At 47.4% G+C, this 25,519-nt stretch carries 25 protein-coding genes; 8 read left to right on the forward strand and 17 right to left on the reverse strand.

Annotated elements, in window-relative coordinates; translation table 11 throughout:
• Nucleotides 1-174 precede the first annotated feature (174 nt).
• The 5 genes from L5L77_RS07735 to L5L77_RS07755 all read right to left on the reverse strand — a co-directional run bounded on the left by L5L77_RS07735 (nucleotide 175) and on the right by L5L77_RS07755 (nucleotide 2,554).
• Nucleotides 175-561, reverse strand: a complete 387-nt coding sequence (locus L5L77_RS07735; protein ID WP_263185050.1) for a carboxymuconolactone decarboxylase family protein — start codon at nucleotides 559-561, stop codon at nucleotides 175-177.
• 212 nt (nucleotides 562-773) lie between these two features.
• The gene (locus L5L77_RS07740; RefSeq protein ID WP_105250933.1) at nucleotides 774-1,124 is read right to left on the reverse strand and encodes a MerR family transcriptional regulator; all 351 of its coding nucleotides are present in this window, start codon (nucleotides 1,122-1,124) and stop codon (nucleotides 774-776) included.
• Between the two features lie 3 nt (nucleotides 1,125-1,127).
• Entirely contained in the window at nucleotides 1,128-1,523 is a 396-nt protein-coding gene (locus L5L77_RS07745; protein ID WP_105250932.1) for a GFA family protein, read from the reverse strand.
• A 25-nt stretch (nucleotides 1,524-1,548) separates the two neighbouring features.
• Entirely contained in the window at nucleotides 1,549-2,127 is a 579-nt protein-coding gene (locus L5L77_RS07750; RefSeq protein ID WP_105250931.1) for an NAD(P)H-dependent oxidoreductase, read from the reverse strand.
• Between the two features lie 67 nt (nucleotides 2,128-2,194).
• Entirely contained in the window at nucleotides 2,195-2,554 is a 360-nt protein-coding gene (locus tag L5L77_RS07755; RefSeq protein ID WP_263185051.1) for a MerR family transcriptional regulator, read from the reverse strand.
• 197 nt (nucleotides 2,555-2,751) lie between these two features.
• On the opposite strand from L5L77_RS07755, the gene L5L77_RS07760 reads away from it, so the two are divergent.
• The 3 genes from L5L77_RS07760 (at nucleotide 2,752) to L5L77_RS07770 (ending at nucleotide 4,246) form a co-directional block, all read left to right on the forward strand.
• The gene (locus tag L5L77_RS07760; protein WP_263179454.1) at nucleotides 2,752-3,180 is read left to right on the forward strand and encodes an acyl-CoA thioesterase; all 429 of its coding nucleotides are present in this window, start codon (nucleotides 2,752-2,754) and stop codon (nucleotides 3,178-3,180) included.
• A gap of 61 nt (nucleotides 3,181-3,241) precedes the next feature.
• Nucleotides 3,242-3,508, forward strand: a complete 267-nt coding sequence (locus L5L77_RS07765; RefSeq protein ID WP_006084845.1) for a GNAT family N-acetyltransferase — start codon at nucleotides 3,242-3,244, stop codon at nucleotides 3,506-3,508.
• Between the two features lie 45 nt (nucleotides 3,509-3,553).
• The gene (locus tag L5L77_RS07770) at nucleotides 3,554-4,246 is read left to right on the forward strand and encodes a hypothetical protein (protein ID WP_263147194.1); all 693 of its coding nucleotides are present in this window, start codon (nucleotides 3,554-3,556) and stop codon (nucleotides 4,244-4,246) included.
• A gap of 66 nt (nucleotides 4,247-4,312) precedes the next feature.
• On the opposite strand, the gene L5L77_RS07775 is transcribed toward L5L77_RS07770, so the two are convergent.
• From L5L77_RS07775 to L5L77_RS07805, 7 genes are all read right to left on the reverse strand, one after another.
• Nucleotides 4,313-4,861 carry an HPP family protein gene (locus tag L5L77_RS07775; RefSeq protein ID WP_131524567.1) on the reverse strand — a complete coding sequence of 183 codons (549 nt, stop codon included), beginning with the start codon at nucleotides 4,859-4,861 and terminating at the stop codon, nucleotides 4,313-4,315.
• Between the two features lie 123 nt (nucleotides 4,862-4,984).
• Entirely contained in the window at nucleotides 4,985-5,395 is a 411-nt protein-coding gene (locus L5L77_RS07780; RefSeq protein WP_168826862.1) for an acyl-CoA thioesterase, read from the reverse strand.
• Between the two features lie 126 nt (nucleotides 5,396-5,521).
• Nucleotides 5,522-7,978 (reverse strand): toxin-antitoxin system YwqK family antitoxin, encoded by a 2,457-nt coding sequence (locus L5L77_RS07785; protein WP_263222504.1) that lies wholly within the window; start codon nucleotides 7,976-7,978, stop codon nucleotides 5,522-5,524.
• A gap of 142 nt (nucleotides 7,979-8,120) precedes the next feature.
• A complete protein-coding gene (locus tag L5L77_RS07790) occupies nucleotides 8,121-9,929 on the reverse strand; it encodes an AMP-dependent synthetase/ligase (RefSeq protein WP_198573882.1) in 1,809 nt (602 codons plus the stop codon).
• 192 nt (nucleotides 9,930-10,121) lie between these two features.
• Nucleotides 10,122-11,438, reverse strand: coding sequence for a VIT1/CCC1 transporter family protein (locus tag L5L77_RS07795; RefSeq protein ID WP_263183923.1), 1,317 nt, complete (start codon nucleotides 11,436-11,438; stop codon nucleotides 10,122-10,124).
• The gene (locus tag L5L77_RS07800) at nucleotides 11,435-12,298 is read right to left on the reverse strand and encodes an ABC transporter ATP-binding protein (protein ID WP_263185053.1); all 864 of its coding nucleotides are present in this window, start codon (nucleotides 12,296-12,298) and stop codon (nucleotides 11,435-11,437) included. Before L5L77_RS07800 ends, L5L77_RS07795 begins: the two co-directional genes overlap by 4 nt.
• A 42-nt stretch (nucleotides 12,299-12,340) precedes the next feature.
• Entirely contained in the window at nucleotides 12,341-12,712 is a 372-nt protein-coding gene (locus tag L5L77_RS07805; protein WP_131524556.1) for a GntR family transcriptional regulator, read from the reverse strand.
• A gap of 93 nt (nucleotides 12,713-12,805) precedes the next feature.
• Here L5L77_RS07805 and L5L77_RS07810 point away from each other — a divergent pair, with 93 nt between their 5' ends.
• The 4 genes from L5L77_RS07810 (at nucleotide 12,806) to L5L77_RS07825 (ending at nucleotide 16,752) form a co-directional block, all read left to right on the forward strand.
• Nucleotides 12,806-14,425: an alpha/beta hydrolase gene (locus tag L5L77_RS07810; RefSeq protein WP_263222506.1), complete on the forward strand. Its 1,620-nt coding sequence runs from the start codon at nucleotides 12,806-12,808 to the stop codon at nucleotides 14,423-14,425.
• A gap of 3 nt (nucleotides 14,426-14,428) precedes the next feature.
• Nucleotides 14,429-15,163, forward strand: coding sequence for an ATP-binding cassette domain-containing protein (locus L5L77_RS07815; protein WP_263185055.1), 735 nt, complete (start codon nucleotides 14,429-14,431; stop codon nucleotides 15,161-15,163).
• 82 nt (nucleotides 15,164-15,245) lie between these two features.
• Nucleotides 15,246-16,394 carry an ABC transporter permease gene (locus tag L5L77_RS07820; RefSeq protein ID WP_263185056.1) on the forward strand — a complete coding sequence of 383 codons (1,149 nt, stop codon included), beginning with the start codon at nucleotides 15,246-15,248 and terminating at the stop codon, nucleotides 16,392-16,394.
• Between the two features lie 109 nt (nucleotides 16,395-16,503).
• On the forward strand, nucleotides 16,504-16,752 hold the full coding sequence (locus tag L5L77_RS07825) for a hypothetical protein (RefSeq protein ID WP_131524549.1): 249 nt from the start codon (nucleotides 16,504-16,506) through the stop codon (nucleotides 16,750-16,752).
• 73 nt (nucleotides 16,753-16,825) lie between these two features.
• Here the strand turns inward: L5L77_RS07825 and mog are convergent, their stop codons facing one another.
• The 4 genes from mog to L5L77_RS07845 all read right to left on the reverse strand — a co-directional run bounded on the left by mog (nucleotide 16,826) and on the right by L5L77_RS07845 (nucleotide 22,588).
• Complete coding sequence (gene mog / locus L5L77_RS07830) at nucleotides 16,826-17,359, reverse strand: molybdopterin adenylyltransferase (protein ID WP_131524547.1); 534 nt, start codon at nucleotides 17,357-17,359, stop codon at nucleotides 16,826-16,828.
• Between the two features lie 254 nt (nucleotides 17,360-17,613).
• A complete protein-coding gene (locus L5L77_RS07835; protein ID WP_263222509.1) occupies nucleotides 17,614-18,573 on the reverse strand; it encodes a carbohydrate kinase family protein in 960 nt (319 codons plus the stop codon).
• Nucleotides 18,574-18,692: 119 nt separating this feature from the next.
• Nucleotides 18,693-21,089 (reverse strand): TonB-dependent receptor domain-containing protein, encoded by a 2,397-nt coding sequence (locus tag L5L77_RS07840; protein WP_263185058.1) that lies wholly within the window; start codon nucleotides 21,087-21,089, stop codon nucleotides 18,693-18,695.
• Between the two features lie 278 nt (nucleotides 21,090-21,367).
• Nucleotides 21,368-22,588: an MFS transporter gene (locus L5L77_RS07845; protein WP_263192170.1), complete on the reverse strand. Its 1,221-nt coding sequence runs from the start codon at nucleotides 22,586-22,588 to the stop codon at nucleotides 21,368-21,370.
• Between the two features lie 261 nt (nucleotides 22,589-22,849).
• Here L5L77_RS07845 and gtfA point away from each other — a divergent pair, with 261 nt between their 5' ends.
• On the forward strand, nucleotides 22,850-24,328 hold the full coding sequence (gene gtfA / locus L5L77_RS07850; protein ID WP_212601158.1) for a sucrose phosphorylase: 1,479 nt from the start codon (nucleotides 22,850-22,852) through the stop codon (nucleotides 24,326-24,328).
• A 114-nt stretch (nucleotides 24,329-24,442) separates the two neighbouring features.
• Here gtfA and L5L77_RS07855 read toward each other — a convergent pair whose 3' ends face one another.
• A complete protein-coding gene (locus L5L77_RS07855) occupies nucleotides 24,443-25,474 on the reverse strand; it encodes a LacI family DNA-binding transcriptional regulator (protein ID WP_131524537.1) in 1,032 nt (343 codons plus the stop codon).
• Nucleotides 25,475-25,519 lie beyond the last annotated feature (45 nt).

The raw sequence follows: 25,519 nt of genomic DNA on the forward strand, positions 1-25,519 counted from the left end.
TACATTGGTCACTTTGGCTATCTCTAGCCAAAGTCGAACGTTCTGTTTAGAGTCGAATGAAAGCTCTGCAACACCCCATCGCCCGTTTAAATCCAACTAAAATGAACTTGAGAGAGGAAATCAAAGCGGCCTTATGGTCACTTTTGCAAATCGATAAACCTGACTCAGGACTAACTAAACGACGCTTAACTCCCGCTCAGAAAATACGGTTTTAGCGACAAACATGCCATTAAGTGCAGTAGGAAAGCCAGCATAAACCGACATTTGCAATATCACCTCAACAATTTCCTGCGGCGTACAACCCACATTCAATGCGCCATTAATATGTACGTTTAACTGTGGCTGGCAATGCCCTAGCGCCGTGAGTGCGGCAACTGTCACTAGCTCCCGCGTCTTAAGGTCGAGCCCTTCACGCTGATAAATATCCCCAAAAGGATATTCAATAATGTACTTGCCTAAGTCAGGGCAAATATCGGCAAGACTGCGGATGACTTTCTCCCCCGCCTCACCGTCGATTTCAGTCAGTTTAGCGAGGCCCTGCACATATCTTTGATTACTCATTTTTAGCTCCTGTTGGATTAAATCACAGCAAGCAGCCTAAACCTTAGAGTTAACTCTAAGTCAATGGTTCATTGATGGATGACACAGGCAATGCGGATCAGTAAAACTAACCCTCTGTTTAACTCGCCGACTAGAGGCGCAAGCAAATAGAAAAGTAAATAATATTAGCTTTTTAGCATTTAACCACAAATGTTAGCGACTGAGCTTAGCCACTAAAAATGAGTTTGGTAATAGTGAATTTTTTGCTTAAGGGCAGCCAAATGCTCCTGCTCTTGGCGAATACGCTCAGCCAATTGTGTTGCATGTTGCTCGAGCAACTGCTGTCGCTGGCCAGCGGTTGCATCGCCTTGGACACGCAGCTCGGCATAGGTCAATATCTGCTTTAACGGCATGCCCGTTTCTTTTAAGCGATTGATAAACCCAATCCATTCCGCTTCTTTCGCAGCATAATCACGATGCCCGCTGCCATTTCGAACGACAGACTGCAGTAGGCCAATTTTCTCGTAATATCTGAGCGTATGCGCCGACAGTCCTGTGAGTACAGCAAACTGACCTATATTCATAATCTAACGATCCGCAGGATGGTTAACGCCATCATTCGTGGGCACATTTTCGAGATCGAATGGGTTAACCCCTTCGAGGCAACCAATGTTGTAACCATACTCATGGGGATTGGAACGTCGCTGGTGATGGGTGTAAATACCGCAGATAGAGCAGAAGTAGTGTTTGGCAGTTTTGGTATTGAATTCATAGAGTTTCAGCGCATCCTCACCCTTGAGGATCTTAATCCCCGCCAGCGGCACAGAGCCAACCATTGCGCCCTTACGGCGACAGATAGAGCAATCGCAACGGCGTGGATTTTCGATGCCATTCGGCAATGACAACTCCAATACCACGGCACCACAATGGCAGGACGCTCTGTGTTTTGGCTGAATAAGAGTATTGCCCACTTGTTTAATCACACCCCACTCCTTGTTTCGCTAGATTCTATAAACCTAAATTCCCCAGCCGCTGCACCAACGCTCGCCATTGTTGCAATTGCGGCTCCTTAGCACTCATCACTGGCCCCAACATATTGGACTTAGCCCGCTTAAAACCACTAAAAACTAAGGTGGCGGTATCAAGCTGTTTCAGCGCGGGAGCGCCTTGAAACCACTTGTAATACCAAGGCGGCGTGTCCATAGTCATGATAATTCGCGAGGTTTTATGGCGCAGCAACTTAGCGGGTATCAATTTACCTTTCTCATATTGAAATGCAAATCCAGATAAAAATGTCCTATCGATTAAGCCTTTAAACTTAGCAGGAATACCGCCCCACCAAATCGGTGTGATAATCACCACATGCTCCGCCCACTGGATATTCGCTTGAAACGCTAGCAAATCGGCTTCGAGTGGCTGAGGTTGACGATAACCATAGGTCAGATTCGGGTCAAAATTCAGCTCAGCTAGTTTGACGATTCTCACTGAGTGTTTATCTGCCGCCGCTTGGACATAGGTTTGAGCCAGATGCTCACAAAAACTCTGCGCCTTAGGATTACCACAGATCACTAAAATCTTTTTTGCCACGATGAAACGCCATAACAGTCAATGTGGCAAATAGCATAAACTCTGCCCCTAAGGGGAGAGTCAAGACCTAAGGTAACAGCTGCGACTCACAGGAGGTGAGCCCATCAATACAAGCATCTAACTGAGTGACTTTATGTTCTAATTCACTTATCTGGCGTAAAAAATCCGCTCTAATACCCAACAAAAAAACCTGCACTGTGGCTAACTGAGCATGCTTATCGCCTTGTTCGAGTAAATCTTTTAGTTGGACAAGCTTAATACCGAGGGCTTTGGCCTCTTTGATCAGCAACAACAGCCTAATATCCGCCGCACTATAAATACGATAACGCCCCTGACGTGCGGGAGTGTCGATAAGCCCCCACTCCTCATACAAGCGAATCGCTTTTATCGACAGCCCTGTTTGCTTTGCCGCTTGTCCAATATACATAGCTCAACCTAACCCTTTAAAGACATTACTCATATCTGCATTGCTTGCCATTATCAGCCACAGTATCAGCTTAGGCCAAGACTTGTCGCAGCAATCTTATGCTGCTAGTCTGGCCGCTTAAACGAGCGTTTTAACTTGGGATTTTTATCATGGGATTTACACAAGAACAGCTGCAAGAAGGTGTACAAGAGCAGGCAATGGAAAAGTTTCTCGCACAGCATCCTATAGTCACCGAAATCCCCGTTGCATGGGGTGAAATGGATGCCCTACAACACGTAAATAATGTGGTGTATTTCCGCTATTTTGAAACGGCACGTATCGACTTTTTCAATCGCCTCTTCCCGCTAGATACCCTGTATAAATCAGGTATTGGCCCCGTAATCAGCGAAAATCAGGCTCGCTATAAACGCCCAGTGACTTTCCCCGATACTTTATTGGTGAGTGTCAGTATTAGCGATATTCACAGCGATAGATTTACCATGCATTATCAGGCTTTTAGTAAACAGCAGCAGGCAGTAACGACGTTAGGTACTTCAGTCGCGGTGATGTTTAACTTTAAAACGGGCAAAAAAGCTGAGTTACCAGCAGAACTGCTGACAATTCTCAAACAACACGAAATCGCTTAAGCTATTCAAATCAATAACGAATTGCCAGCACACTTTAGGCCATACCTTGAGGGAAGCATGTATGTCAGATAACGAGAATATCGAGATAGCCATTGAACATCAACAGGATAGACAGCGTTTTATTATCCCTGTCGATGGCTATGAAGCCGTGTTGGAATACCAATTATCAGGCAAGGATATCGATTTTAGCCGCACCTTTGTCCCCAACGAACTGCGCGGTAAAGGCCTTGCCGAACGCTTAGTTCGTCATGGCCTAAAGTGGGCAAAAAACCAGGATTTTGAGATAGAAGCCAGTTGCTGGTATGTACAGAAATTTTTGAAAAACTAGACTTAAAACATAAGCAAACACATCGCAGCAAAGGAGTGCCGCTAAATGACAGTCGCCCTATGTCGTAAAAGTTTACTGCTTGTAAGCTTACTTATCTTGTCCGCCTGCCAACAACGCCAAGCCATTCTGATTACCCAAGGCATTGAACCCGTTAAGGTAAAAGCCATTGAAACCGCCTTAATCCAATCTGGCTGGCAAGTAAGTCAGAGTACCATCGCCATTCCGGCAGAATTCCCTAATACGGCCATTGCCACCAATCCCGCTTATCGCGATTCCCAAGCCATCACTGAGATTGAAGATCTCCTCAAAGGCCAAGGTTTTGCCGAACCGACAGAGTATAAATTTGCCGAAGGTAAGCACTTTTTCAGTATGAATAATATCGGTATTTACTTACGTAACAGTGAACAGGTTTTGCAACTTTTACCACCAGACTTTATCAGAACAGATCATTGTGCTGCGGGTGATGCAACTCTGAATCTTTCGCCTCAAGGCCAAGCCGTGCTCGAATATGAGAGGCCCATTAATGATAATTTTGAATTAGAACAACACACAGGAACTTGGCAATTCGATGGTGCGCAACTCAGTGTCACATTAAACCGAGCCCAGCAGGTGTTTAAGTTAACCCACGAGCAAAGACCTATTTGGCGTGGTCTCAGCCCTGCGGATATCTACACGCCAATCCAAGATTCTAATTTCAAAGTGCTTAACTGCACCTTTTTGCTTATCTATCTTGAGTAGAGCCTTAAGCCGCATCCGAGCTTAAGCCTTTATTTTTACATTTAAAAACACTTGTACTGTACAGAGCTAAATCCAATACACAGGGTAATGGCGCTTGGGATCGGTGGAGAGGTTATTGACCACCAGCGCGACCAGTAAGAGTAATACGGAGCCGAGGAACACTGGCATTAACGCGTAAAGAAAGCCGAGTTGATGCACGTTTTCACCGCCAATCACGGCAATCAATGCCGTTGCGCCGCCCGGAGGATGAAGAGTGCGAGTCAGGTACATGAATGCGATAGACAGGGATACCGCTAAGGCGCTCGCCAGCACCACATAATCGCCACACACTTGGTACACTGCGACCCCAATTAAGGCCGATAACACACTGCCACCAATCAAGTTACGCGGCTGAGAAAACTCCGCCAGCGGTGCACCGTACACTAGCACTGCCGACGCGCCGAACGAGCCAATGACAAACATAGTGTCGACGAGGTTTTCACTCATATAATTTGCGAGACTCGCGACCAAGTAAATGCCACAGAAAGCCCCAACCCATGACCACACAATCTTTTTAAGTGGCTGTCTTGGTGGACAAATGTCCTTCGATCGCATGCGGGTAAAATAGAATCTCATGGTTAATCCGAACCGATAAAAATTAAGTGATACAGATAAGTGATCTGCATCACAGTTAGCGGGTCGACAAATTAACCCTTCAGCAGCGCAATTGCAATTACGCTGACCGAAAGAGTAAGCAGACTAAGCACTTTCACCATTCAGATTAGCGAGCATTTCGCGGATATCTTCAGGAATCGGGCGGCTTTTTTCACTGCTGTAATCGTAATGTACGAGTGTAGTTTTTACTTCGGCGGTCTTGTTGCCCGCTTGCCAACAGGTTTGGGTCAGCTCGAAGCTACTATTACCGATACGGCTGACATAGGTTTTTACTGTGACACTCTTGCCATAGTAAGTCGGCGCGATAAATGCCACGGTAAACCCCGCGACGATTAAGTTCCACTGATGCAAATCTAACTCGGGATTAAAAATCTCAAAGATTGGCGTGCGCGCCGCTTCGCACCATACGGGGATCACAGTGTTGTTGATATGGCCGAGGCCGTCGGTTTCAGTAAATCTTGGATTGATTTCGAGACTGTATTCTGTGGCTGACATGCAAACTTCCTTTTTATTATTTTATGAATGGAAGAGCGTGGTGATTATCGCAATGAAACCACACCACCAAACTCATCCATTATCCTAAGCCAAACAGGTTCTAGCCACTAGCCCAAACCTAGCATTTTAAAACTGACAACTCGCCGTTTCTGGGGTTTGCTTGCCGTTAGCATCGTACTTTTTAAGGCATCCAGCCTTACCCATATCATACATTTTCTCGTATTCTAACTTGCCATTTTTATAAGACTTATACACCCCATGAGTTTTTGGGTTCTCTAAGTGATAAATCTTACGGCCCTTAGTGATATGTGAGTAATCGGCAAAACCCGGCTCTTCGGAATAGATGACACCGTTAATGTAGCGCTTGTGTACCACATGCTGTTCATCGATACGCAGCATTTCATTCGCTATCTTGCCATTCATGTCGTAACACACTTTATCCACGGCATAATTGCTATCGAGGTCTTCAATACAACTCACGGCACCATTATCAAAGTACTCGCGCTGTATACCGCAGCGCGCAATGGCGTTATCCCAGAAATAAGGTTCACCGTTCCAGGTTTCGCCTTCTTGCTGGCAGTAGTTCCACAGGCTTCTTAATTGGCCATTAGGATAGAAACTGTAATGGGGGCCAGAGACACGGTTATTCACTTGGTGACCATATCGGGAGAGTGAGTAACCACCATCAGTGGAATAACTGATACTTGGGCCGTATTCCTTACCCGCTTTGTACGTTTTTAAATTTAATAAACGGCCATTGGAATCAAACTGATATTCTTTATCTACAGCGCCATTGGTGTAATAAGCCAATTTATACAAGGAGCCGCTACTATGATATTCGCGCTGCTCACCGTGTTTTATCGATGAAATTGCTTCATTTTTGCCATTAATCACCCCTTCACAATCATCTGAGTAGGGATTCTCACGCATAATACATTCATCGTGCGAAGGCTTAAGCGTCACCGCTTCATTGAATTTATAACTCGTTAGTTCAGTCAGCTCACCGTTCTGGGGATTAAAGCGCATTTGCTGGCCATCCAACTCTCCTTGGCGGTAATTAGCGATATCCACCACGACATTCGGACTTGAATACCAAATACTCTGACCATTAAGGCGACCCTGCTCATAATGACGGGTATTAAACATCAGATTATTTTTGTCGAATGATTTAGACTCTCCTTGACGTAAGCCATTGACATAGTTCACTTCGGTACGAGTCCCATCTTCGGCTTTAAATACCCAAAGGCCAGTGCGTTTTCCGGCAAGATAGGCGCCTTCACCAACTTGATCACGGAAATGTCCGCTCGTCACTTTATCGACCCAAGGACCTTGTTTGACACCCTTTTGATATTGGCCTTTGCTGCCATCAGCCTCAAGCCACTCGCCATCTTTTACGCCATTAAGATAAATACCTTTTGCCACTAATCGCTTATCGCCTTCTGCACTGGAGTCATAATCGGGCTCATAGACTTCGTAGGGGCCGTCGAGCACATCCTGATTGTAATGGGCAAAACCAAAGTTATCGGCCTCATCGAACATCGACTGTGCAATCCATTTACCTTGCTTTTTACCGTCAAGATATTCGCCTTCCCAATAAATGGCTTGGTTCTCTGTCTCCATCCACTTACCGACTTTTTTGCCCTGTTTGTAGTTACCAGAGTAAACCACGCTACCATTGCGACCATCGTAGGCCGCATACGGGCCATCAAGCACGCCTTGGGCATAATGACTTTCACTGGCAAGCCCTGCCCAAGTACTCGCCATGCTCATACTCATAAAATCGTAGGATGGGCCAGTTTTAGGGATCACGGCACCACCACTTTTAAGCCAATCAAAGTCATCGGCCTCAAAGGCCACGCTCACCAATACAAAACTGCCATCTTCTTCACTATATCCACTGCGATCAAAGGTGGTCACAAGGCTATATTGATGCTCATTACCTTGGGCATCTTTATCTTTACGAGTGAGTGGATAACGTAATTTATATTCGACGGCTGTCTTCACATCGACGGGGGAACCTTCGGAATTACGATAACCCACTAAGGTCGGCTTGAGCTTAGTAGAACCATCGACAATCGCTTTAATGGCGGGATCTTCAATCGCGTCAACATCATAGGTCATACGATATTGTTGCGGCGGAATTTGGCTTAACACTTTGCGAACGCTACCCACGGTAAACGAGGTTAAGGTTGGTGCCACTTCATCAAGCACAACCTGTAGACGGGGGAGTTTTGTGAGATCATCTCCTTCAAAACCATAGCCCCGTAAATGCTGACCATCGGCATCTTTAAGCATGACAACCACTTCTTTGGTGCCACCTTTATCAAAATCGAGGTAAAAAACCGCAACCACTTCAGCAGAACCATAATCATCAAGACGCACGCCGGGCGCATCGCCATAGAGCATTTCGCCCCACACTTTATGATCTTTTTGATAGAAATTGAGCCATTGCCCGTTAGGCAAGTCCACTGGGCCATGGACGATTTTGTCGTAATCCTCAGCGTCAGCTGCAGGAATGACAGTTAAAGAAGATAACAACACCGCACTCGCTGCAGTGAATAAACTACGAATCGAAAGTTCCATTTAACTACACCTTTTATACCGACGCCTCGCGCCTCATGCGCACCAGTAAACGGGGCGAATTTTAAGCGAAGAAAAGCACTTCAGGAAGTAGTAGATAAAAAAAAGGCCGCTTCTGCGGCCTTTAGCAACAACAAGTTAACAATTAGTTGTTGTACATAGCATTTATTTCATGGGCATATTTATGGTAAATCATCTTGCGGCGCAGCTTGAGCGTTGGGGTGATTAAACCCGCTTCCATCGAAAACGCTTCAGGCAACAGAGTGAACTTTTTAATCTGTTCAAAACCGGCCAACTCATGCTGTAACTGCTTTAAGCGTTGCTCAAAATGCTCAACCACATGACTATGGCGCAGCAATTCTAAAGGTGACTCATACTTCAGCCCTTTGTCCTTCGCCCACGCTTCCAGTGACTCAAACGCTGGCACAATCAAGGCGGTCACATAATTACGCGCATCGGCAATAATCGCCACTTGCTCGATAAAAGGACAACAGCCTACGGCGCCTTCAACCCTTTGCGGCGCGATATATTTACCGTTGGAGGTCTTCATCAATTCTTTAATACGATCGGTAATAAATAAATTGCCATTCGCATCGAAACGCCCTGCATCGCCGGTTTTTAACCAACCATCTTCAAACGCAGCGGCGGTATCTTCAGGACGATTGTAATAGCCGCGCATCACAGTCGCGCCGCGGACTAAAATCTCATCGTCCTTACCTAGCTTAATTTCGGTTTCCAGCAAAGGTTGTCCATTGGAACCCGGCACTCGATTACCTAAGGTATTGCAGGTCACAGTCGCGTTAGTTTCTGTCATACCATACCCACAAAGTACTGGAATATTAATCGCATGGAAGAAACTACCGACATTCACATCTAAGGCTGCGCCACCGCAAGGCATAAACTTCAAACGGCCACCAAGCACAGCCTGCAGCTTGCTATACACCAGCTTGTGCGCCAAACGCCATTGCAGCGACAACCACAATCCCCCCTTAGCACGACCTTGGCCAACTTCGAACTGACGTTGGCCAACGCGCATCGCCCAAGCAAACAACTTCTTACGACCGTCGGCTGATTTGGCGACTTTATCTTGTACGGCGCTATACACTTTTTCGAGGAAACGCGGCACCACACACAAGGTATGTGGACGCACGGCGCTAATCGCCTCTTTCACTCTTTGGGTATTTTGCAGATAGACGTTATGGCCGCCACGGCACAAGACGTAGAAACTCCAACTGCGCTCAAATACATGGCTCAATGGCAAAAATGCCAAAGACACATCGCCAGAATGGAAGGCCAGTTTTTGATCGTGCTGGCGTATGGTAGACGCCATATTACGGTAATCCAGCATCACGCCCTTAGGATCGCCCGTCGTGCCGGAGGTATAAATTAAGGTCAGTAAATCATCGAGATTTGCAGCTTGTAAACGCTGATTAAGCTCGGCTTCTTGCTCAATGTTTAACTGAGTGTCACCCGCCAGTAGGGTATCTAGATGCCAATGCTGATTGGCCTTATCGGCAGCGAGTGTCACGCTGGCATCGAATACAATCACATGCTCTAGGCTTGGGCATAAGGCTTGCAACTCACACGCCATGGCGTATTGCTTAGCGTCGTCGACAAAAATCACTTTAGCGGTGGCGTCGTTAACGATAAAGCTCGCCTGTTCGACGGTACTGGTGGGATAAATTGGCACTACAACGGCGCGAGTTTTGAGAGTGCCGACATCGGCACAAGTCCACTGCGGGCAGTTTTGCGCCAGAATAACGCAACGGTCTTGCACTTGTACGCCAAGTTCGATCAACACTTGTGCAATTTTACTGCTGATTTGGTCGAAGGCTTGCCAACTCACCTGATACCAAGGAGCGGCCATTTCAAAACCTTCCAGCGCTACTGCGTCTTTTAAAGACTCGCTCTGCTGCTGTAGTAGTCGAATAACATGATATTGATCGAGAGACATAAGAGACTCACCTTTTTAGCTTACAAGTGTACCGCTTTTGCAGCATTCTACCTGAAGGCCAAATAAAAACTAAGAGTTTTTGCTCTAATGTTGTGCAAATGTCGCCCAAATCACGCTGTAAATAGCCTTTAGCAGCGTACCACTCTTAGTAGCACTTACTTGCCAGAGCGAACAAAATTTAATCTCGAAACGTCAACATGCCCTCATAACATCGCCCTTCCAGAGGGTTTTCTTGCCCCAAATCAGTACCGCTTGCCCCAGCAGTATTAAGAGTAGATCCCATAGCAACCAATTAGTTAAATTGCCGCCATCACGTAAAGAGGTAAGGCTGATGGACACCCACAGGGAATGCCCCGCGACGACCATCATAGTAAGCGTGATATGCAAAACTCGGCGACACATACAGCCAAAACCTAACGTCAAAGCGCAGGCCCAGTAAGTGCTGAGCACGAGATGACCCACTAACTGCATATTCAGATCACCATTGAGCCAGCCCAACAGCAGACTACACGTCAGCATAATGCCGACGACCACATTCAGGAGTCTTTGCTGTCCAAGGCAAAATGCCGCTATGAGTCCTTTTCGACCATCAAACCCTGGCATCAACAATAAGGTTTCTGTCGAGCGCGAGCGTTGCACTCGGCTCCAATGCACCAACGAACAACTAATCACGCTGAACTGCGCCAAAAACAATAATACAGGGGCGTTCCAATGAAATTGATGCGACAACAGCCCAAGCACTAAGGCTAATATAGGCAGTAATAACAATAGAATGGTGAGCATAGGGCCAATAAAGAAATTGGTCGGATGCAAATAACGCTCGAAGCGACTCAAGATACGCATGGATTGCAGATTCGGCAGCCAAAACCAGCCCATTTCGAGACCATTGAGATATACCGTCCTCGCCTCAGCACGCCAAGGTAAAACACCGCATGCACGCGCAATCAGCATACCTAAAATCAGCAGGGCAATCGCACTTAGCCAAAGAGGAATGTGCTCTGCAATCAATGGGATAAATGGCATTAAGACAAAAAGTAAAAACGAAGCATAAAACCACTGAGTGCTGAGTAAACAAAGCCAAATAAAAGTTAAACTCATCACCAAAGCCAGCACTAAGCTCGCTAGGCTAGCCGTCAAACCTAAAGCCAAACAGAACAAGACTCCTATGCCAAAAACGCTGACTAAAACAGTGACACTTTGAATGTAGATATGGCGACGATAATGGGGAATTAACTGTGCACATTCATTCGCCATCAGACGTATGAGTTGCCATGCAACCGCCGCCGAGCTTGAGATAATCCCCATAGAAAACAACAGTTCAGCACTGTCATTTTTACCATAAACCGCGGCGATACAAGCTAAGATCACCCCCAGTATAGCCGTACCTAAAAAGCTCACACTGCCGATATCAAAACACCAAAAGCGCAGCATGCCCTTGAAAGGATTCATTCGTTGACTCGTTATTTTGCCCTTCGCGACTTGTATCTGCTTATGGTGCGCCGCACTCATCTGTGTAGCTCCATAAACAGTTGCTCCAAGTTTAAAGCTTCATTCTTTAACACGCCTGATATTGACGCGCTGTGCTCACCTAGATCCACCAGCACCGAATCGCCAACACGGTTCAGCACAGTAATTGACTCGGGCAAAACCGTTTCGGGCACGAGTGTTAACAAACGCACTTCTTCACGCAGGGCATCGATTTCCTTAAACAGCACTAACTCACCCTGTTTAATCAATGCCACATGGCTGGCAACTCGCTCTAAATCAGAGGTGATATGGGATGAAAACAGCACGGCAGAGCCAGATTCGAGGGCAAGATCGAACAAATCGACCATAAACTTGCGCCGGACTATAGGGTCGAGGCTGGCAACGGGTTCATCGAGGATTAACAACTCAGGGCGATAGGCCATCGCCATAATTAACGCTAATGATTGCCTTTGCCCAACCGATAAACGTTGCACCTGTTGGGTCACATCTAACTCGAAACGTACCAACCAATCTTGCTCTAATTGCATGTCCCAATTGGGATAAAAGCTGCGGTGTAAATCGAGGGCGCGTTCAATGGTAAAACCTTCATAACCAAAAGGTTGCTGCGGTACATAACCTAAACGCTCCTTTGCCTTTGAGGTTAAATTTTCGGGCGTTTCACCTAAGGTAACAATACTGCCAGAATCCGGTGTGAGCACACCCAAGGCACAGCGCATTAGGGTTGATTTACCCGCCCCATTTTGCCCCAATAACCCCACCACCATACCCGCCGACAAAGTTAACGATAAATCCTTAAGCGCCCACTTTTCACCTGCGCCTTTACCGCGAAAGACTTTATTCACTCGGTTAAATTCAAGTATTGGCGTGCGCTTTGGGTCCATCGAATTTCATCCTTTTTATGCTATTTATCGGTACATTACTTTCTAATCTTGCCAGCGCTCATTTAGCAGTTGCAGCAACTCGGGCAAGCTGACACCTAACTGCTTTGCCTGCGACAACAGGGCATAGATCTGGGGTTCGAGCAGGCTAATACCCGATGCCATAGTCTCAGTTCGCAACGCAACTTTTGTCGCTTGGCCGCGGCGACGTTCGAGCCAACCTTGGTCAACCAACTGTTGAATGGCGCGGGAAACTGTCATGGGATTTACCGCTAAATGCTCGGCAATCTGGCGCACTGAGGGTAATACGTCTTCCACTTGCAGTTGACCGCCCACAATTAAACGCACGACTTGTTCGTGTAATTGTTTGTAAATGGGTTCACCACTGCTGGGGTTGACATTTAAAAGTTCTAACATTAGCCTTTACACACTGTATTAATACATTGATACACCGATACACTGGTATTTAAATTAACACACTCGTCCTGAAATGCAAAAAGGAAAGCGCGCATGATACATAGCATGACACACAGGAAGTTAAGCAACACAGTTCAACGCCTTGTGCCAACTCAGCCACGGCATGGTGCCACATGGCGCACGCGTACTTTGAGAATGAGCGCCCTCATACTGGCAATGGCAAGTACGGCGACGTGGGCGAGTGATGTGAAAAGCCAACAGACACAAGCGACGGCAGATATCGCTAATAAGATCGAAACTTGTTATGTAGAAGGCGTTTCCGATCGCCTAAACTGCGGTTTTGTGACTGTGCCAGAAAACCCTAACAAACCCGATGGCAAACAGATCCAAGTGCATTACGTTGTTTTGCCTGCGGTGAAAAATGCCAACCATGAAGAAGCCTTGCTGGCAATTGCAGGCGGCCCAGGACAATCGGCCATAGAGAATGCGGCAGGTTTCGATGCCATGCTGAGCAAAGTCCGCCAACAGCGGGATATTTTACTGATCGATCAAAGGGGCACAGGCCGTTCGAATGTGCTGGCCTGCGATGAAGGCGCGCAATCTCCACTGTCATTCGATGATGACAATGCCGACACTTTAGCCGAAACACAAAAATGCTTAGCCAAAATCGATGCCGACGTCACCCAATACGGTAGCCTCAATGCGATTAAAGACTTCGAAGCCGTACGTGCGCACTTAGGCTATAAAAAACTGCATATTTACGGCATCTCCTACGGCACTCGCATGGCGCAACTTTACATGCGTTTATATCCAGAGCACTTAGCCACAGTGACCTTAGACGGCATAGTGCCCATGCAGCAAAGCGTATTAGAAATTGGCTCGGCGATTGATCGTGGCTTCGACTTATTGTTTAAGGATTGCCAAGCAACCGCCGCCTGTAACAGTCAATTCCCCGAGTTAAAGGCAGACTTTGAGCGAGTCGACGCTAAGCTCGCCACTGGCCCTGTGATGGAAAACGTTTACGATCCCGTCACGGGCGAAAAAACCATGTTGACCATGACGCGCGGTAAATTCTCTGGCTCGATCCGTATGGCACTCTATCAAGCCAATGTGCGCGCCCTCTTGCCCCATGCGATTCATCAAGCATCGAAAAACAACTTCCAACCCATACTCGGCCTATATGCCCTCACTATCGACAATGCTGGCATGGCGATGGGCATGCACGCCTCTGTGGTCTGTGGCGAAGATATGCACCGCATTACCCCAACCATGCGCGAGCAGGCCAAAAAATCCTTTATGGGCAGAACCATGCTTGAAGGCTTAGAGGCGACTTGTTCAGTATGGAAAGTCCCTGCGGTCGATAACAGCTTTAGCGAGCCCATCAACAGCAACATTCCGACCTTGTTGTTATCCGGCGAAATCGACCCCGCCACCCCACCAAGCTGGGGCGAGTTAGCCATGGAAAAACTCACCAATGCCAAGCACTTTGTCGCTCCTTATGCGACCCACGGTGTGGCCTATCAATCCTGCGCCAATAACCTGATCGCCGATCTCGTCCGCTCGGGCTCAGTCAACAATCTCGACGGCGAGTGTTTAAACAAAGATGTGCGCCGCAGCTTTTATTTAAATGCCAGCTCGGTGGAACCGCTTAATGCGACCAGCACAAAAACCACGACAACAGATGACCACGCCAGCACTGGAGCTAAGGAATAAGCCATGATTAAAGTATCCCATCTTTCCAAGCGCATCGGTGACGTGCAGGCGCTGAATGACTTAAGCTTCGTCGCACAAAACGGCCAAATCACAGGACTACTCGGCCCGAACGGGGCAGGTAAAACGACCTGTTTACGCACGATTTTTGGCTTGCTGAAACCCGATAACGGCAAGGCTGAAATCGAAGGCATAGATGTCGCCATCAACCCTATTGGCGCTAAGCAGCAACTCGGGCTATTCCCCGACCCTTTTGGTCTGTATGAACGCTTAACACCAAGGGAATACATTCGCTATTTTGCCGAGCTAAGCGGCTTATCATCCAAGGACGCCAAAGAAGCCACCAGCCAAGTGATTGCAAAATTGCGCCTCGAAGACATTAGCGATCGCCGCTGCAAAGGCTTCTCCCAAGGACAAAGAATGAAAACCGCCCTCGCACAGGCAATCGTCCACAGCCCGAGCAATATTATCCTCGACGAGCCGACCCGTGGGCTGGATGTGATGAGCACTCGCCTATTGCGTGACATTCTTATCGATCTTAAAAATCAAGGACATTGCGTGCTGTTCTCGAGCCATGTGATGCAGGAAGTCGCCGCACTGTGTGACCAAGTGATCGTTATGGCCCAAGGTAGAGTCGTCGCCATTGGCAGCCCCACCGAACTGTGCACCCAAACGGGTAAAGACTCGCTCGAAGAAGCCTTTATTCAACTTATCGGCACGGATGAAGGGATAGCGGCATGATGACTCAAACTAACAAGAATGCAGGCAGCATCAATGATGTACAAGCTCAGATAGATAAGATCATGGATAAGGGAATGACAGCATGAATAAAATAATCGCTATGGTTCGTAAAGAACTCATCGATGCCGCCCGCGATAAGCGCTCTGTGATGGCGGGTCTGTACTACGCCATAGGCACGCCGCTGATCATGTGCGGCCTATTTATGGTGTTAATTGGCCAATTAACCAGCCCCGATGATTTGAAAATCACCATTAAAAATCCCGATAAAGCACCGGATTTAGTAAGATTTTTATCAAATAAAGGCATCACTCAAGGCGCAGCCGATGGCTCTGACGCCAAAGACCTTAAAGCAATAGAACTGATCATCAGCACCGACTATGCCGCGCAAATGAACCAAGGCAAAAGCGCCGAGATCACTATCGTGGCCGATAACTCTGAGGAGAAACTACAGAACTCGATTCGCAGACTCGAGAAACAACTACAGGCCTACAGCGCAGAAATGGGCAGTTTACGTTTAATTGCCCGCGGTATCGACCCGCGCGTGGTACAGCCGCTTAAAGTGAATGTGCAAGACAAAGCCACCACGGACTCTAAGGGTGGAATGATCTTAGGTATCGCCATTTTCACTATGATTTACTCGGTATTTATCTCGGGGATGAACCTAGCTATCGACACCAGTGCCGGTGAGCGCGAACGTAACTCCTTGGCCCTGCTACTGAGCCATCCGCTGACCACTCGCCAATTAGTGCTGTCGAAAATCATCGCCGTGAGTCTGTTCGCTTTGCTCGGTTTAGTGCTGATTTTGCTGGTGTCTAAAATCGCTTACACCTTTGTGCCTTGGCAAGAACTCGGCTTTAGCGTCAACATCACCACGGAATTTATGCTGCTGATGTTAGTGGTCGGCATCCCCGTCGCGTTAATGGCCGCTTGTCTGCAACTGTTTGTGTCTTTTATGGCGAAAACCTTTAAGGAAGCTCAGTCCTATCTGACTATGGTGCTGTTTGTGCCCTTAGCTCTGTCGATGGCCGCCAGTTACAACATAGCGCCAGATATGCTGCAGTGGTTGCCCGTCTCGGGTCAGCAACAAGCATTAATGGACTTTATCAAAGGTAAAGACTTGCCCATGTTGCAGTTACTGGTTTCGACCTTAGGCACACTCGCCATTGCGATATTGCTCGCCTTTGGCATGGAAAGGTCGCTCAAGAGTGAGAAAGTGATCTTCGGTTTATAGGGCGCTTCGATTGATAAACTTGGGGACGACAAACTTAAACCGACAAACTTGAGGAGCGATAACTAAGTCGCTCCCAAGTTGAAAACCTCAATAGCTACGGGAGTTTGTTATGGAAAACGAATTTGTCTTAATGGTGATTATGGTCACCTTCATTATTGGCCTCAGCGCCACTGAAATGTTTAAACACTATCTAAAGGCGCGCCAACTTGGAGTGGGCACCGCAGACAATAGGCACCTTGAGGACAAAGTGACTCAACTCAGCCTACAAAACCAAACACTAATTGAGCGAGTACAAGTGCTTGAAAAAATAGTGACAGAGCCAGAGTACGAGCTAAAGCAGCAGATTAATCAGTTATGAACCCTAAGCTCCTCAAACAACAAAGCCACTGAATTTTCAGTGGCTTTATTTTTTTACAGGCTCGATAGCAAGATTACTTAGCCTTAGGCCTGAATGGTTTGATAACTAACTCATTGCACTCTAAATACGGGCCTTCCATCAAATCGATACAGTAAGGAATGGCGGGGAACACGGCATCTAAACATTCGCGAATCGATTTTGGTTTGCCGGGCAAATTCACAATCAATGAATCGCCACGTAACCCTGCAGTTTGGCGCGATAAAATGGCGGTAGGCACAAATTTTAATGACTCGGCGCGCATCAACTCACCGAAACCGGGCATCATGCGATCGCAGACGGCTTCTGTCGCTTCTGGGGTGACATCGCGTTTCGCTGGACCAGTGCCGCCCGTAGTGACAATCAAACAGCAATCCTGCTCGTCGGCCATTTTGATCAGCGTCGCTTCAATCACATCCTGCTCATCGGGGATCACTTGATAAATCGGCTCCCACTCGCTGGTGAGGTAGTCGTTGAGTGTGTCGATAATCGCCTTGCCTGAGATATCTTCATAAATCCCCGCGCTGGCGCGATCGCTTACCGTCACAATACCGATTTTTGCTTTGCTCATAGGAAATCCCCAGTGATGTTGAAATGAAACATGCCGAAGTGAAAATTGTCGACATCAAGCATGGAAGAAGCCGCTACAGCTTCGACCTTAAGCCGCAGCTAAAATAGCATAAATGCTCGGAAAAGGGGGCGACTAAAACGTGATGGGGTTCGCGCTATGCTATTGAAAAATGGTGGGCGGAAAATCTAAAAGATAAAAAATCCAAGGCAAACTCAACAGGCTCGCCTTGGATTTTATCGTTAATGCAGTAAAGTTTAGCTAACCTGCGCCAACGTAGGTAAGGAGGGAAACGCGCCCTTTTGCCCGCAGGTAATCGCGCCGCAGCGAGTAGCAAACACTACCGCCACCTCTAAGTGTTCTTTGCTTTCTAGCCTTTGTTTCAAGGTCAAATGGCTTAAATCGTATTCCAGATCTAAGCCTAAGGCGAACAGAAAACCTGAGATAAAACTGTCGCCTGCCGCCGTGGTATCGACGGCTGAGATTTTGGGAACGGGTACGCTAAACCTTTGCTGCGCTGTGATGCATTGTACTGGATTGGCACCATCGGTGACCAAAATCACCTCAACCCCTTGGGCGAGGCAAAACTGCAGATAATCTTCAAAACTCTTATCCCGCGCTAACGCTAAGTAGTCCGCTTCTTCGCGGCTCATTTTCAGCACTTGGGTGTAACGAAAACACTGCTCAACCCGCTCGGCCAACAAGGACGTGTCCTGCCACAGGGATAAACGCAGGTTCACATCGAAACTCACTAAAGTCGCGAATGCATTGGCACAACGCGCACCATAAAGGCTAGTGTTAAAGATGGCAGTTTCAGTAAAGGTATTAGAGCAAAGGTGAAAGATATCAATACCCTGCCATGGAATATGGTCGAAATGCTGATTGCTGTAGCGCATATCGGCGGTGCCATTTCGATTGAACTCAAAGGTGCGTTCACCCTGTTCTTCTAAATTGACCAGCACAGTCGCAGTAGCAGCGCCAGGCACTTCGGCAAGATAATCGGTCGCCACGCCCTGAACCGCTAAGGCTTGCTTTAACATAACGCCATAATGGTCCGCGCTGATGCCGCCGGCAAAATAACTCTTACCGCCGAGTTTAGCGTAACCCACGGCCACATTGGCGGGCGCGCCACCCGCAATCGGCTGATGATGTTTGCCCGTGGCATCGGTTGGCAGCAAGTCCACTAACACCTCACCAAAACTGAGTAATACCGTCATTTCCACTCCAACTTTGTATTCTATATTCTGCATTCTGTAGCAGGCAAAAAGCCCACTTTCATGGGCTGTTTTGGGCTTAGCATTTTTTCTGTAAAAACAGTTTCTGTAGCAAGATCCGCTTAGAACTCGTATTTAAGCGTCGCACTCGTGGTGTGGCCATTTATGGTACGGGCACGGATGATATTGTTATCAGGGATTGAGCCTTCTTCCGCTTCAGTAATACCTGTGACATTAAACAAGTTGTTGACGTTTAAAGACACACTCATGGCTTCGGTCAGATTGTAAGTTGCAAAGGCATTCACTTGGTTGTAGCCGTCGAAACTTAAGTCGTTATTATCTTGAGCATAAGAATCCGTGGTACCGATTAAGTTAACGCCCACTGAACCTTGGTCAAAGTTGTAACGGCCCATCAAAGAGTAGATAAAGTCAGCCTGTCTTCTTGGGGTGTTACCCACCACTTCTGGCGTCAATGCATCTTTAGCAATCTCAGCATCGGTCCAGGTTAGGTTACCTCTAAAATCGAAGTCACCGATGAAATAGGCCGACTCGATTTCAATACCTTTCGCTTTGTACTTACGGTCGAAGAAACGTTGGCTCGTGGCTTCAAAGTTTTGCTCTTCGGTTTCTGAGTAGAATGCCGTCGCAAATACAGACAAATCATCGTAACGGTACTTAACACCTAACTCGTACTGGTCAACGATATCAACCGCATCTTCCTTCGCCACTGAACCATCGGCACGCACTTTACCAAATAACAGACGGTCGGCATTGGCGCGTCCACCGTGACTCAAGCGACCGAAGGCGGCTAAGTCACTGGCAAATTGATAGTTAGCGCCTAATGAGTAAGAGGTGTAGCTCCAATCGTAATTTACTGGCTGAGGATTCGCATTGTCGATAGAAGACACGCTCTGCTCAGGGATTGAAATCACCCCATCGAGATTCATATCCACTTGCGATTGCACGCTACCGGCGTAGTTACCGCTCGCATCACCGCTGTCATAACGCACACTGGCATCAAGCGATAAGTCACCAAAACTCGAGGCTAACGCGAGGTAAGGCGCTTTAATGCTGTAGTCGGTATCGTAATTGCGTTGGCAACAATTTCCCCAGTAAGGCACGCCATAACCATAGAGGCCATTGTCAGAATAGGCAGTGCCATCGGTGGCAACCACATCTAATAGCGCGGCATTATCACCTTTAACTTCCATCAGATAAGAGTTCCACATCCAACTCATGCCGATGTTTTGGGTGGCATTGTAATAGCCTAAGGTCACGCTGGTATCGTCGAAGGTTTTAGTCAATTTAAAATCGTTTACGATTGAGCCAAAGTCATTCATCTGCACATCAAAGGTATTGATACGCATGGCTAAACCGTCCATCTGACTACCCGCATTAGGGCCATTGGCGTAAATCAACTTAGCGCCAGTGCCTGCAATACTGGTGGCAATGTCGCTACCGTTAGCCACTTCGGCTGGGAATGGCGCGATGAAGTTGCCGCTCACGTCGGAGAAACGGAAACGGTTTTCAACCTGCCAATCGTTACCTAAATCGAAGGATGCCTCTAAGCCGACAGAATCGACCACTGGATTCATGCCATCGCGCATATCGCCACGGCGACGTTCGCCATCGGCACCTAAGCTCAAAGTTGACTGGAAATACGCGGATTGAATCGCATCGGATTTCGCATCAAAACCTGGGATTGAACTGCCATCCGAGTACATAGGCATAGGTAAGTAACCAATGCTTTTATCGTCTAAATGTTTGAAATACAGACGAACATAACCTTTATCAAATTCTTTGGTTAAGTTAGCTTTGATCTGGCCGCCTTTGTTTGCGTTATAGCCAGCGTCGCGTGGGCCTTCACCCGTACGCACAAAACCGCCCACATGGAAACGCAGGCTGTCGTTGATGCTAGTGCCGTATTCAAAGTCGGTACGGAAAGTGTCGTAATCCAGCCCTAAAGTAGTAGCAACACTGCCCGAATCCGAGGTGCCCGTTTTACTGATCACATTGATAATGCCGCCGGGCGCATTACTGGCCGCAGTCGATGCCGAGCCACCACGGATAGATTCAATGGTTTGCACTGTTGAATCTAAGCGTAAAAAGATGTCTGCATTACCAAAGGCGATATCGCCAAACTGTAGGATTGGCAAACCATCTTCTTGAATTTGCAGGAACTTAGCACCACCAGACGCCACAGGTAAACCACGCACAGCTATGTTAGCGTTACCTTCACCGCCAGTAGACTCGACCTTCATCCCCGGAATAATACGGAATGCTTCGGCCGATGAACGCGGCGTACTCACTTCAAGCTCAGCCAGTGACACACTGCTGACTGACACACTCGAATCCATAACACGAGTGCCACGGGCAACACCAGTCACGGTAATTCTTTCTAAACCTAACGCGTCTTTCTTGGCTTCTTCCTGTTGTGGTGCGTCGGCTGCCCAAAGGTGAGAACTCACCAACACGGCCAATGTACTTAACAAGAATTTCTGTGATGTGCTTTTTATCATTTTTATGTCCCCACCCATATTTGAGATGCAGCCCTATCTCCCCATAGCTACATCTACCGAATTGTGATTAATCGAAGAACCATCTTAGTGATTGCTCAAGGTCATATTGAACTGAACCTCGAATCAACTTAATCGATTAAGTTAACAAGTTAGCAACTTAATAACAAAAAGCAAGTGTGTTTTTTGCACAATTTTGGTTCGCACTCTGGGTGTAACATATCAACATATTGATTAATTGAATAAATGTGACAGAAAAATATTTTCTGTCACAGCCCAAATTAGTGCGCATCGAAAGTTAACAAATGACGGGCAGGATCTTTAACGAGATTAAATCCGCTCAGAAAGCACAACAAAATGGCAAAACCAGTGGCGAGGTAGAAGCCATATTTAACATGACCGAAAATATCGCCCACTAACCCCATCAACAAGGGCCCAACGGCGGCGGACACGGCAGTAAAAAACAGAATCACCCCAGCCACAGAGCCGTGCTGATCCACGGGGAAACAGCTAATCCCCTTAGAATTAAGCGTGGGATACATCATGGACATAAACAGCCCAGACAAGGGCAACAAGACGACTGCCGCTTCAATGCCGTAGATCATAGAACCAAGATAACAAGCACTTATCGCGAAGCTAAACCAGAACATCACTTGCTGCCATGGGAAGCGATCGAGCACCCAGCCACCTAAAAAGCGCCCACCCGCACGCAGGGTAAAAAAGATCGTCAAGGCATAAGCGGCCAGTGTGGTGTAATCACCTTGATAGCTTTGCAGCAAGGTCGGCATCCACACGTAAATCGCCACTTCGGTGGCAACGTATAAACCTATCGCAAGCGAGAACCCTAATGCATAAGGGTTTTTCATCATCTTAAAGGTGCTGGCAAGGTTAATGGCATCCGTCGAGGAACGTTTGATTTGCGGATAATCCGCCCGATAAGCTAACCAACACAGTACTAAACAGAAGCAACCCGCGCCAAAATACAGATACTTCCAAGAGACGCCGCTGATCAGTAAATAACTAACGATGGCCGGCCCTATCATGGCACCGACACCAAAGTAGCCCTCTACCGTATTCATAGTGCTCGAATGCTGTTTTGAGGAAGTCGAGATATCGCCAATAAGCCCCAGCGCGCCGGTTTTAAAGACGCCAATCGCCGTGCCGACAAAGGCGAGTAGGAACAAGAAATAGTAAAACGATTCCCCCAGCGCGAACATGAAGCAGGCGAGCGCGAATAACAATAACCCCAATAGAATTGTTAACTTACGCCCTATCTTATCCGCCAAGAAGCCTAAAAACAGTCCACTCACCGCGATAAAAATCATCGGCATATAATGGAAGGCACTGGCCTGCGACATGGACAAACCAAACTGGGATATCAACTCAGGAATAATGACGCCCACGGCATCAGAGGTCATAGCGAACATGAAAAACATTAAATATGTGAGTACCCGAATACGGGTATGATTGCGGTTATCGCAACCTTTTGAATCACTTACCATACCATTTCACCTTATCGTTATTATACCTACTCGCTCTCAGCAGCTCAGTGACAGCATGCTGAAAAGGTTTCGGCTTTTGTGTACAGCAGTGAGCCAGCCTCCCCCAAAACTTGAGACTAACTCAAAAATCCAACAAACCACTTGAATAATGTTTCATATTGGTTAAATATACAACTTAATCGATTAAGTTTAGTTGTGCAATCAATTAAAGGATTGCCATAAACCTTTACTCTAAAAAGACAACTCAAGCGTGGGCAAAGTATGAAAAACCAAGTGCAACTGATCACCTATGTCGACAGAATTACCAATGCCGGGCTCAAGGAGCTCAAAGCACTACTCGATGACGAGTTGCAAGGTCTATTCGGCGGCGTGCATCTTTTGCCTTTCTATTTTCCCATTGACGGCAGTGATGCGGGCTTCGATCCGATAGACCATGTACAAGTCGATTCACGCTTAGGCAATTGGGATGACGTTAAACGCATTGGTGATGATTACGACATCATGGCAGACCTTATCGTTAATCATATGTCCGCCGAGTCACCCGAATTTAAAGACGTACTCAAGCACGGTAAGCAATCGGCTTACTGGGATTTATTTTTAACCAAAGACAAGGTATTCCCTGATGGATTAAGCGAGCAAGATCAAGCCGCTATCTATCGCCCACGTCCGGGAAGTTGTTTTAGCACTTACACCTTAGCCGATGGCTCGACCGAAGAGTTTTGGACCACCTTTACCCGCAATCAAATCGATATCGACGTTCATTCCACCGCAGGTAAAGATTATTTAAACCGAGTGCTGGCGCGTTTCGACCACAGTAAAGTGAATCTGATCCGCTTAGATGCGGCGGGCTATGCGATTAAAAAGCCCGGCACTAGCTGCTTTATGATTGAAGAGTCCTTCGAGTTTGTGGATAAGTTAGCCCAGCAAGCCAATGCGTTAGGTATGACAACGCTGGCCGAAATTCATTCGCACCACATGACTCAGGTCGAGATCGCCAAGCGGGTCGACATGGTGTACGACTTCGCCCTGCCACCGCTCATCTTGCACACGCTGTTTAGCCAAGATTGCCAAGCCTTGACCCATTGGCTGGAAATGGCGCCACGCAACTGCATTACCGTACTCGACACCCACGACGGTATCGGCATTATCGACGTCGGCCCTATGGATGGCTTGCGCGGATTATTGACCGAAAATCAAATCGATAATTTGGTTGAAACCATACATGGCAATAGCAAGGGCGAGAGTCTACAGGCCACAGGCGCGGCCGCCAGCAACGTCGATTTGTATCAAATCAACTGCACCTATTACGATGCACTCGGCCAGAATGACCTCGATTATTTGATGGCGCGGGCGATTCAGTTTTTCGCACCAGGGATTCCGCAGGTGTATTACGCGGGTCTGCTGGCAATCCCGAACGATATGGCGCTGCTTAACCGGACTCACGTCGGCCGCGATATTAATCGCCCTTATTTGAATCGTGAAAAAGTGCAGCAAGCCATGCACAAACCTGTCGTTAAGGCGCTAACGAAGCTGATTAAACTGCGCAATAGCAGCTCAGCCTTCGATGGCCGCTTTACAATGGCATCGGCAGAACGCACATTAACCTTGTCTTGGACAGCGGCCGATTCGCAGGCGAGCCTCACCCTCGACTTTGCCAATAAAGATGGCCAAATCATCCTTTTAGATAAGCAAGGTAAAGAGACACAAGTGTCGTTATCAAGACTGCTGGCTCAAGCATAAGCTTGCGTTCCTGTTCGGGCTTGAGCTTAGGTTTAAGTTCAAGCTAAGCGACATAGTTTTTAGATAGCAAAAAGGCGCATTGAATGCGCCTTTTTTAGTTAAAAGATGTAGCGATTAGCAGCTCTTACCGAGGCGTAATTCATAGCCCAAAACTTCCGCATGCACGGCATCACTGACAAACATTTGCGCCGCTTTTCGGCCCTTCTGCTCAGAGTATTGATAGACGGTCGTTAACGGCGGATTTGAACGTGTGCCTTCATCTATGCCATCAAAGCCCACGACTCGCACATCTTCGGGAACACTCAGCCCCATGGCCTGCGCCTCACCGAGCACACTCAAGGCGATTAAGTCACTCATACATAAAAATACATTCGGCCGCGGAGTCGAGTTCAGCGCTTCTTTTGCCGCTATCGCCGCATAGTCGGCATTGCTCTCGGGGATATTCCAAATGCGGTCCGGCCCCAGAACAACGCCCACTTCTTCAATCGCTTGCAAGTAACCCTGTAATCTTTGATGGGCAACAGAGGTATCGATTTCTAACAAATTTAAATCATACACGCGGCAAGTTAAGTGGGTATCGAGCAAACGTAACCCTAAAATGGCGACATTGTCTGCGGGCGATTGCAATGCCAGTTTTGCCACTTCATAGGCGGCTAACTTATTGTCTATGCTCACTGATGCATTGCGGTGGATATCAAAATCGACGGTGACGACCTTTTTCTTTACCTGCTTTAACTGCTCGGCTAACAGGGCATTGCGCGGGCGACCATAACAGATAAAACCATCCACAAAGTCAGCCACCGCATTCACACTGTCTGAGCTGCCCGAAAACAGCAGCAAATTGAGCTTTTCTTGCTCCAAGACAGAGGCCACGCCCTTCATAAATTTACTGGCGACGGGATCGGACACCATGTATTCCACGCTGTCCGACAATACCAAGGCGACAGTATCGAACTTGCCCTTACGTAAGGATTGAGCCGCTTTATTTGGTCCGAAATAACCCAACTTAGTGCAAGCCGCTAAAATTTCATTACGACGTTTTTCCGATAATTGATCGGGGCGATTAAACGCGTTAGACACAGTGGCATTAGAGACACCCAACTCGTTGGCTATGCTCTTTAGGGTCCAGTGTTTTGTTATTGTCATGCTTATGTCCTGGAATCGAATAAGGCCACAAAAATACGGCTCAGC

This window comes from Shewanella sp. SM29 (genome assembly GCF_025654245.1).
GTDB classification, from domain to species: Bacteria; Pseudomonadota; Gammaproteobacteria; order Enterobacterales; family Shewanellaceae; genus Shewanella; species Shewanella oncorhynchi.